The sequence below is a fragment of the Ruminococcus sp. CAG:330 genome (assembly GCF_000437175.1).
Lineage (GTDB): Bacteria > Bacillota > Clostridia > Oscillospirales > Ruminococcaceae > Ruminococcus_C.
Window position 1 is genome coordinate 1 of sequence record NZ_FR898025.1, and the last position, 8,626, is coordinate 8,626.

Sequence of the window (8,626 nt, forward strand, 5' to 3'; positions counted from 1 at the left end):
TGCCGGCGCTGCCGATTCCGGCGGCGCTTCCTTTGGCGCTTCCAGACAGCTGGGAAGGTGCATGTGCTGTTCCACTTCATCCCACCGCACGACATAGGCTGCGCCGTTTCCGCAAAAAACAGAGTCGGCAGAGTTCTCCACATCGCCGTCACAGTCGTAGCCAATGGCATCGATGATCTCGGCACTGTTCTCACAGGGGGCATAACCTGCCTGTGTGCAGAACAATCTGCCCTTGCCGTGGGTGTAGTTCGTCACAGCGGTATAATAGTCCTGCAATCCAGCCACAGGCGCTTTTCCCCGCAGTACAGCGGTATCGCCCTTGGTCTCCGGCGGCTGGAATGTTCCGCCGCACTGCTGGATGTCTGCCATCGCCCTGCCCACACAGTCCTGCGGCACTTCCAAAGTATAGGCGTACCACGGCTCCAGCAGGACGCTCTCCGCTTTCCGCAGACCGTTCCGGACGGCACGATAGGTCGCCTGCCGGAAATCTCCGCCCTCGGTGTGCTTCACGTGGGCTTTTCCGGCACGGAGGGTGATCCGCATGTCTGTAATGGGCGAACCGGTGAGCACACCCACATGAATCTTCTCCGCCAGATGAGTGAGTACCAAATTCTGCCAGTTCTTATCCAGCGTGTCCTCCCGACAGTCGGCGGCAAACTGCAACCCGCTGCCTTGGGGAAGCGGTTCCAGAAGCAGATGCACCTCGGCATAGTGGCGCAGCGGCTCGAAATGCCCCACACCCTCCACCGGACGGCGAATGGTCTCCCGATAGGCGATTCTCCCGCTGCCGAATGTCACGGACAGGTCGAACCGCTGGGCGATGCGCTGTTCCAGAATCTCTTTCTGCACGGCACCCATGAGCTGCACCTGTACCTCCTGAAGCGACTCGTTCCAGACAAGGTGCAGGGACGGTTCTTCCTCCTCCAGCGGAAGCAGCTTTTGCAGCGCTGCGTGGAGATTGGTGCCCGCCGGAAACTGGAGGGCATAGCTCATGACCGGCTCCAATACAGGACGGGTGCTGTTTTCCGATGCACCCAGTCCCTGTCCGCAGAACGTCCGGCTCAGCCCCGTGACTGTGCAGACTGCACCAGCCGGAATAGTTTCCACCGTCTGGAATTTTATGCCGGAGTAGCAGCGAATCTGGCTGACTTTCTCCGTACAGACTGTGCCGGACTCCGTGGTGTAGGAGATGGCATCCCGCACATGAAGCGCACCGCCGGTGATTTTCAGATGCGTCAGGCGGCTGCCCTTCTCGTCCGAGGAGATCTTGAACACCTGCGCCGCAAACGCATCCCCGTAGGAGGGGGGCGTGGTGTAGCATTCCAAGCCCTGCAAAAATTCCGTCACGCCCTCCAGCTTCAGCGCCGAGCCAAAGTAACAGGGGAACAGTTTCCGTCTGGCAATGCTCCGGCGGAGCGCATCGGTGCTGATTTCACCGCTCTCCAGAAATTCCTCCATGAGCGGTTCTTCGCACATGGCGGCTGCCTCCAGAAATGCCGGATCTGTCACGTCGGAAAAATCCAGACATCCCTCCCCCAGACGGGACTGCAGCTCCGCCAGCACCTGCTCCCGCTCTGCGCCGTTCAAGTCCATCTTGTTGACAAACAGAAAGACCGGCACCTTGTAATGTTCCAACAGCTTCCACAGGGTTTCTGTATGGCTCTGCACGCCGTCCGTCCCGCTGATGACCAGCACCGCAGCGTCCAGCACCTGCATAACACGCTCCGTTTCCGCAGAAAAGTCCACGTGTCCCGGCGTATCCAGCAGTGTGATCTCCGTATCTCCCAAGCGCATCTGCGCCTGATGCGAGAAGATCGTGATGCCGCGTGCCCGCTCCATGGCGTCGGAATCCAGAAATGCGTCACCGTGATCTACTCGTCCCAGCTTCCGAATCTCTCCTGCCTTGTAGAGCATTGCCTCCGCCAGCGTGGTTTTTCCTGAGTCCACGTGCGCTGTGATTCCCATAACCAGATGATGCAAACCATTCCCTCCTTTCGTCAAAAAAATCGGAATATTTTTTATTATAGCACAGGACCGATTCTTTTGCAAGTCTTTTTTCTCTTTCTATCATTCTGTAAGAAACATTATAACACAATCGATTTGCTGTGTCAAGGGCAGAATACAACAAACACCGCACCGGTTCAAAAATCCAAACCGATGCGGTGTTTTTTTTGATGTTCTTACTTTAGTGATTTGACCATGGTCACATGGGGACAAAACTCGTCCATGTGGTAGTCCTCTGTCAGGGCGTAGCCCAGCTTCTGATAGAAACCAGATTTGTCGCACTGCGCCGAAAGGGAGAAACGGGATGCACCGCACGTTTTCGCTTGCTTTTCCAGTGCGGAAACTAGCAGCTTCCCGATGTGCTTCCCACGATACGCCGGAATCACGGCGATGCGTCCGAGGGTATATTCCCCCTCCGCCTCCGAGTACATCCGGCCGGCAGCGATGGGCGTTTCGCCGTCCCGCACCAGCACGTGCCATGCACAGCCGTTCTCGTCCCAGCGGTCAAACTCGTTTTGAAAGCCCTGTTCCTCCACGAACACTTTGATGCGGACGGCTGCACCCTCCGGCGAGAGTGTCTGAGAACATTGTATTGTGTACGCCATACTCAAAGCACCTTGGACAGGAATTCCCGCAGACGGGGATTCTTCGGATTGGAGAAAAACTCCTGCGGTGCGTTCTCCTCCATGATTTTTCCGCCGTCCATGAACATGACACGGGATGCCACCTCACGGGCAAAGCCCATTTCGTGGGTAACTACCACCATGGTCATGCCCTCCGAAGCCAGCTCCCGCATCAGCTCCAGTACCTCACCGACCATCTCCGGATCCAGTGCAGAGGTCGGCTCATCAAAGAGCATCACGTCCGGATTCATCGCCAGCGCACGGGCAATAGCGATTCGCTGTTTCTGTCCGCCGGAAAGCTGGTTGGGATACTGCTCCGCCTTGTCCGAGAGTCCCACCTTTTTCAGCAGGCGTTCTGCCGTTTCGTTTGCCTGCTGCTGGTTCATCAGACCCAGCTTCACCGGTGCAAGAGTGATGTTCTTCCGGATGGTCAGATGGGGAAACAGGTGAAAATGCTGAAACACCATGCCCATTTTTTCCCGCACCGCATAGAGCTGTTTGTCCGGAATTCTGGTCAGATCCTGTCCCTCGAACAGAATCTGTCCGGAAGTGGGCTGTTCCAGACGGTTCAGACAGCGCAAAAAGGTGCTCTTGCCAGAACCGGACGGCCCGATGATGACGACCTTTTCACCCTTTTCAATGGTCGTTGTGATGCCCTTCAGAATGTGCAGGTCGCCAAAGGACTTCTCCAGATTTTTAACCTCGATCACTTTTTGCCAATCTCCTTTCCAGCTTCGATACCAGCGAACTCAGGATCATTACCATCACCAGATAGATCACCGCCACCGCAATCAGCGGCAGAAATGCCTCATAGGTCTGGCTTCGGATGATATCGCCGCCCTTGGTCAGGTCGGTCAGCGCAATGTAGCCGGCGACGGAGGTTTCCTTCAGCAGAACAATACACTCGTTGGCAAGTGCCGGCAGGATGTTCTTAAACGCCTGCGGCAGGATAATCGAGATCATGGTCTTGGGATAGTTCATTCCCAGACTTGCGCCTGCCTCGAACTGTCCGTTGTCAATGGACATGATGCCGGAGCGGACGATCTCCGCCACATATGCGGCAGAGTTCAGACCGAACGCAAGAACGGCAACAAAAGTTTTTCCCACATTGACAGAGGCAAAGATAACGAAATAGATGATCAGAAGCTGGACTACCACAGGAGTGCCGCGAATGATAGTCAGATAGATGCGTGCCAGCACATTCAGGAAGCCCAGTTTGCCGGTCTTGTCGTGAGTGGAACGGACAATGGCGATGAGAAAGCCCAGCACCATACCCAGAATCACAGCAAACAGCGTGATCAAAAGCGTTGTTCCGAGACCGTGCACCAGATACATCCACCGATCGCCATCAATAAACGTCGAGTGAAATTTCTCCACAAAATTCAAAGCTGCTGCCTCCCGTTAGTCTTTCCGGACAATGATGACCTGTGTTGCAGTCGCATAGCCCTGTGTAAAGGAGACATTCTTTTCCCGATCCGGTGTTACCGTCATGCCGGCAACGCCAACGTCTGCCTTGCCGGACTGAACTGCAGCGATGATAGAATCGAACTCCATGTTCTCCACTTCCAGCTCCATGCCGATGACATCGCAGACTGCCTGCATCATATCCACATCAATGCCGACAACCTTGTCGCCGTCCATGCTCTCATACGGCGGGAACTCTGCGTTGGTTGCCATGACCAGCTTGCCGTTCCGCTCCACGCTGTCGTCCGGTGTGTAGGAAACCTGATCGGCATTGTCACCAATCCAGTGGCCGACGATTTCGTCCAGCGTGCCGTCTTCCTTCAGCTGTGTCAGCGCATCGTCCAGCTTCTGTCCCAGTTCGTCGTTGCCCTTCTTGTAGGCAATGGCGTATTCCTCTTCTACGAACGGGTCGTCCAGAATCTTCAGGGTGTCGTTCTTCTCCACGAACACCTTTGCCGGTTCGCTGTCGATGATGACGGCATCCAGCTTGCCTTGCTTCAGCGCCTGTACTGCATCTGCGCCCTTGTTATACGGCTCTACCTTGGCATCCTCCACATCGCCGGCGTAGATATAGCCGGTGGTGCCCAGCTGTGCGCCAATGGTCTTTCCCACCAGATCGTCTGCGCTGAATACGGTGTTGGGCTTTGTGCCACAGCCTGTCAGCGATGCCGCCAGCATCATTCCTGCCGCCAAAATTGCAATTCCCTTTTTCATACAAAATCATTCCTTTCAAAATTGTATCTGCGATGGATACTCAAATCAGTTTCTATTATAATAGAAAACGGCGAAAAATACAAGAGCTTTTTTCGCCTGTCGCATATTTTTTACTTTTCCTATGGGATTTCCCACGGCAAAGGTTTTCTTTTCAAAGAAATTCCCGCAAATTCTTTATAAAAAGAGGAACAGCACCTCTGTTTTCTTTTTTCTGCAAAAGATCTCCGATTTTCCATCCAGCGCTCCGCTGATAAAAAGGCATGCGGAACGTGGATAATTTTTGTGGAAAAGTGCCTTTGACAATTTGACGGAAACGTGGTATCATCGTAGGAAAGATGTGTAGCTTTGTTGCGTAAGTCCAATCAAAGCTGCACATCTTTTTTATTTTGTCAGAAAAAAGAGAGGAGAAAGACAATGGAACAAGTAAAACAACCGGACAAAATGGAGGTCATGCCTGTCAAACGGCTGATGCTGTCCATGGGCATTCCCATGGTGCTCTCCATGGTGCTGCAGGCTGTGTATAACATCGTGGACAGCGCCTTTGTGTCCAACATGAAAGAAAACGGTGAGGCTGCGCTGAATGCACTCACTCTCGCCTTTCCGCTGCAAATGCTGATGGTGGCGGTGGGCATCGGCACCGGTGTCGGGGCAAACGCCCTGCTGTCCAAGAGTCTGGGGCAGGGCGATCGGGAACGTGCCAGCCGTGTTGCCGGAAACGCCTGCTTTCTGGCGCTGGTCATCACCGCCGTTTTTGTGCTGTTCGGCATCTTCGGTGTCCGCCCCTACACCAACTCGCAAACCTCGAATCCGCAGATCGCCGAGATGACCGTAGACTACCTGCGCATCTGCTGCGTCGGCTCTTTCGGGATCCTATTCTTCTCCATCTACGAGAAGCTGCTTCAGGCAACCGGAAATTCCCTGTACTCCACCATTGCCCAGATCGCCGGCGCCGTCATCAACATGGTTCTGGATCCCGTTCTGATCTACGGCTGGCTCGGCTGTCCTGCGCTGGGGGTGCGGGGTGCTGCCGTCGCCACCGTTCTGGGACAGGTCGCATCCTTCGCACTGGCGCTCTTCTTCCATCTGCGGGTAAACCGGAGCATCTCCAACCGGTTCTCCTACTGGAAGCCCTCCGGCAGAACCATCCGTGCGATCTATGCCATCGGGCTGCCTGCCATTGTGGCGCAGGCGCTCATGTCCGTCATGACCTACGGGCTGAATCTGATTCTGGGCGGCATCAGCGAATCGATGGTGACTGCCTACGGGCTGTACTATAAGGTGCAGCAGTTCGTCCTCTTCGCCGCTTTCGGGCTGCGGGATGCCATGACTCCCATCATCTCTTTCAGCCACGGCAAACAGAACCGCAGCCGCATTCAGGAGGGCATCCGCTGGGGCATGTGCTTCACGCTTCTGGTCATGCTCGTGGGCTTCCTGCTGCTGGAGCTTTTGGCAGCGCCGTTTTCCGCCATGTTCGGGCTGTCCGGCGAAACCCGTGGGCTTTGCATCAGCGCCATGCGCATCATCTCCACCAGCTTCGTCTTTGCCGGCGCAAACATCGCATTTCAAGGCATCTTCCAAGCGCTGGACGGCGGACTGGAATCGCTGATCGTCTCCCTGTGCCGTCAGGCGATTTTCGTCTTTCCCTTTGCGCTTGCCTTTGCAGCGCTGGCAAAAGCCAATGCTGACATCTGCTGGACTGTGTGGCTGACGTTTCCCATTGCAGAGATACTCTCCGCCGGTGTCGCCTGTCTGCTATTCCGGCGCATCTTCCGAAAACGTGTCAGCGTTCTGACTGAATAACGCAAACCGGCGCAGTCTTCCGTGTCAAACGGAGCACTGCGCCGGTTCTTTTTCACGGTTCTTCGTCCGCACCGATGGACAGCCCAAGCAGCTGGGTCGCCTGTGTTTCCTCCAATCGTTCCACATCCCGCAGCTTGCGCTGGATGGCGCTGGAGCGTGTGCCGATGAGGGTGTCCAGATGTTTTTCTGCGCCTTGCAGACTCTTCTGCGCCTTTTGCAGCACCTCGCTGAACTTGTCGAACTCTGTCTTGACAGCGCCTAGAATCCGCCACACCTCGTCGCTCCGCTTCTGGATGGCGAGTGTCTGGAAGCCCATTTGCAGGGCATTGAGAATGGCAGCCATGGTGGAGGGGCCAGCCACGTTGATGTGGTACTCCCGCTGGAGCCGTTCCACCAGATCGGCGCTGTTGACCACCTCGGCGTACAGTCCCTCGAAGGGCAGGAACAGAATGGCGAAATTGGTGGTATAGGGCGGTTCGATGTACTTGTCCCGGATGTCCTTGGCACAGCCCCGAATGACCTGCTCCAGCTGCTTCTTGGCAGCATCGATCCGCTCCCGGCTGCCGGTCTCATAGGCATCCTGCAGGGCAGCGAATGTGTCGCCGGGGAACTTGGAGTCAATGGGCAGGTAGACACACCGCTCGCCGTCGCCAGGCAGCCGGATGGCAAATTCCACGTGCTCCCGACTGCCGGGAATGGTGGGGATCTCCGTTTCGTACTGCTCCGGCGAGAGAATCTCCTGTAGGATCGCACCCAGCTGAATCTCCCCCAGAATGCCTCGTGTCTTGACGTTGGACAGCACCTTTTTCAGGTCGCCCACGCCGGAGGCAAGGGACTGCATCTCGCCGAGTCCCTTGTACACGTCCTCCAATTGTTTGCTGACCCGCTGGAAAGAACGGCTGAGGTTGTCCTCCAGCGTTTTGGAGAGCTTCTCGTCCACCGTTCCGCGAATTTCGTCCAGACTCGTCTTTTGCTGAGTCTGCATGGTCTGAAGCTGTTGGAAGACGGTCTGCTGAATCTGCCCCATGCCCTGTGCGTGGGTACTCTCCAGTGTTTTCAGACGGGTCTCGAACTGCTGGAGCTGTGTCCGCATACTCTGCACCATCTCCTGCAGGGTCTGCTGCTGGAACTGTCCCGTCTTTTCCAGCTCCGTCTGCAGCTGCTGGCTCAGCTGCTGCACATTGCGCTGAAGCTGTTCCTGTGCCGCACGGGCGCTGGTATTCTGTCCCTCCTGCATCTCGCTCAGCTGCATCCGCACACTGCTGCGCAGCTGTTCCTGCCGCTGTCCCAGATTCTGTTCCAGAGATTGCAGACGCTGTTCAAACTGCTGGAGCTGCCGCATCATCCCCTGCTGGGTCTGCGTCAGAAGCTGGGTCTGGCTCTCGCCCACCTGCTGCTGATGGCGGGCGAGCATGTCCCCCATGCTGCTCAGTGCCGCCTGCATCTGTGCCAGCTGTTCCTGCTGTGCGGTGCGCAGATGCTGTTCCAGCAGCCGCTGCAGCCGGTCTGTCTGCCCCTCCGAAGCGCCGTTTTTCCGGCACTGGAGCAGGAGAAGCACCAGCAGCACCAGTGCCGCCAGAATTCCGATCAAAATCACGTATTGCATGTGTCTCGTTCCTTTCTGAAATGTTTGAGATACTTTTATTATACGAATGGAGCGCAGAAAAGTCAAGTGAATCCGGTGCGCCATTCCCCGACAAGACAGTAAAGCTCCGCAAAATTGCAGCACCATTTTCCACAAAGCCGGCGAAGGATTGCTAAAATCCAATAAAAAGTGTGAGAGCCCGATGTTTTTTCCAAAAATGGTTGCAATCTCACAGGCGGTGTGTTATAATAGAATGTATGGCTAGAACGCCATGCATTCATGAATGTTTTCCGCAGTGCCAAAGACGTGCGCACAAGAGTTTTCGGCACCGGCGGAATCCAATCCATACCAAGACGGTGCCTCCCGTTTCCGCAGGGAAATCGGGAGGGTAAAAGGGAAACCGGTGCAAATCCGGTACGATCTCGTCACTGTGATG

General features: G+C 55.6%; 7 protein-coding genes and 1 riboswitch (1 of these 8 cut by a window edge). Of the genes, 1 reads left to right on the forward strand and 6 read right to left on the reverse strand.

The features are described from left to right. From QZL66_RS03550 to QZL66_RS03570, 5 genes are all read right to left on the reverse strand, one after another. The coding region (locus QZL66_RS03550) for a GTP-binding protein (protein ID WP_293601819.1) at positions 1-1,965 on the reverse strand (1,965 nt) is incomplete at its 3' end. A 215-nt stretch (positions 1,966-2,180) separates the two neighbouring features. Next, positions 2,181-2,609: a GNAT family N-acetyltransferase gene (locus QZL66_RS03555; protein WP_022410383.1), complete on the reverse strand. Its 429-nt coding sequence runs from the start codon at positions 2,607-2,609 to the stop codon at positions 2,181-2,183. A 2-nt stretch (positions 2,610-2,611) separates the two neighbouring features. Beyond that, complete coding sequence (locus tag QZL66_RS03560; RefSeq protein WP_022410384.1) at positions 2,612-3,337, reverse strand: amino acid ABC transporter ATP-binding protein; 726 nt, start codon at positions 3,335-3,337, stop codon at positions 2,612-2,614. Next, on the reverse strand, positions 3,324-3,962 hold the full coding sequence (locus QZL66_RS03565) for an amino acid ABC transporter permease (RefSeq protein WP_293601820.1): 639 nt from the start codon (positions 3,960-3,962) through the stop codon (positions 3,324-3,326). Before QZL66_RS03565 ends, QZL66_RS03560 begins: the two co-directional genes overlap by 14 nt. A gap of 66 nt (positions 3,963-4,028) precedes the next feature. Next, entirely contained in the window at positions 4,029-4,805 is a 777-nt protein-coding gene (locus QZL66_RS03570; protein ID WP_022410386.1) for a transporter substrate-binding domain-containing protein, read from the reverse strand. Between the two features lie 414 nt (positions 4,806-5,219). On the opposite strand from QZL66_RS03570, the gene QZL66_RS03575 reads away from it, so the two are divergent. Then, entirely contained in the window at positions 5,220-6,605 is a 1,386-nt protein-coding gene (locus QZL66_RS03575; protein WP_022410387.1) for an MATE family efflux transporter, read from the forward strand. A 52-nt stretch (positions 6,606-6,657) separates the two neighbouring features. Here QZL66_RS03575 and rmuC read toward each other — a convergent pair whose 3' ends face one another. Beyond that, positions 6,658-8,211, reverse strand: coding sequence for a DNA recombination protein RmuC (rmuC, locus tag QZL66_RS03580; protein ID WP_022410388.1), 1,554 nt, complete (start codon positions 8,209-8,211; stop codon positions 6,658-6,660). Positions 8,212-8,527: 316 nt separating this feature from the next. Further along, positions 8,528-8,626, forward strand: a riboswitch (cobalamin riboswitch) (it continues 151 nt past the right edge of the window).

What these genes read in the sequence shown, in the direction of transcription:
- QZL66_RS03555 (WP_022410383.1), bottom strand. Translation starts at nt 2,609, where the DNA reads ATGGCGTACACAATACAATGTTCTCAGACACTCTCGCCGGAGGGTGCA.
- QZL66_RS03565 (WP_293601820.1), bottom strand. Translation starts at nt 3,962, where the DNA reads ATGTATCTGGTGCACGGTCTCGGAACAACGCTTTTGATCACGCTGTTT.
- QZL66_RS03570 (WP_022410386.1), bottom strand. Translation starts at nt 4,805, where the DNA reads ATGAAAAAGGGAATTGCAATTTTGGCGGCAGGAATGATGCTGGCGGCA.
- QZL66_RS03575 (WP_022410387.1), top strand. Translation starts at nt 5,220, where the DNA reads ATGGAACAAGTAAAACAACCGGACAAAATGGAGGTCATGCCTGTCAAA.
- rmuC (WP_022410388.1), bottom strand. Translation starts at nt 8,211, where the DNA reads ATGCAATACGTGATTTTGATCGGAATTCTGGCGGCACTGGTGCTGCTG.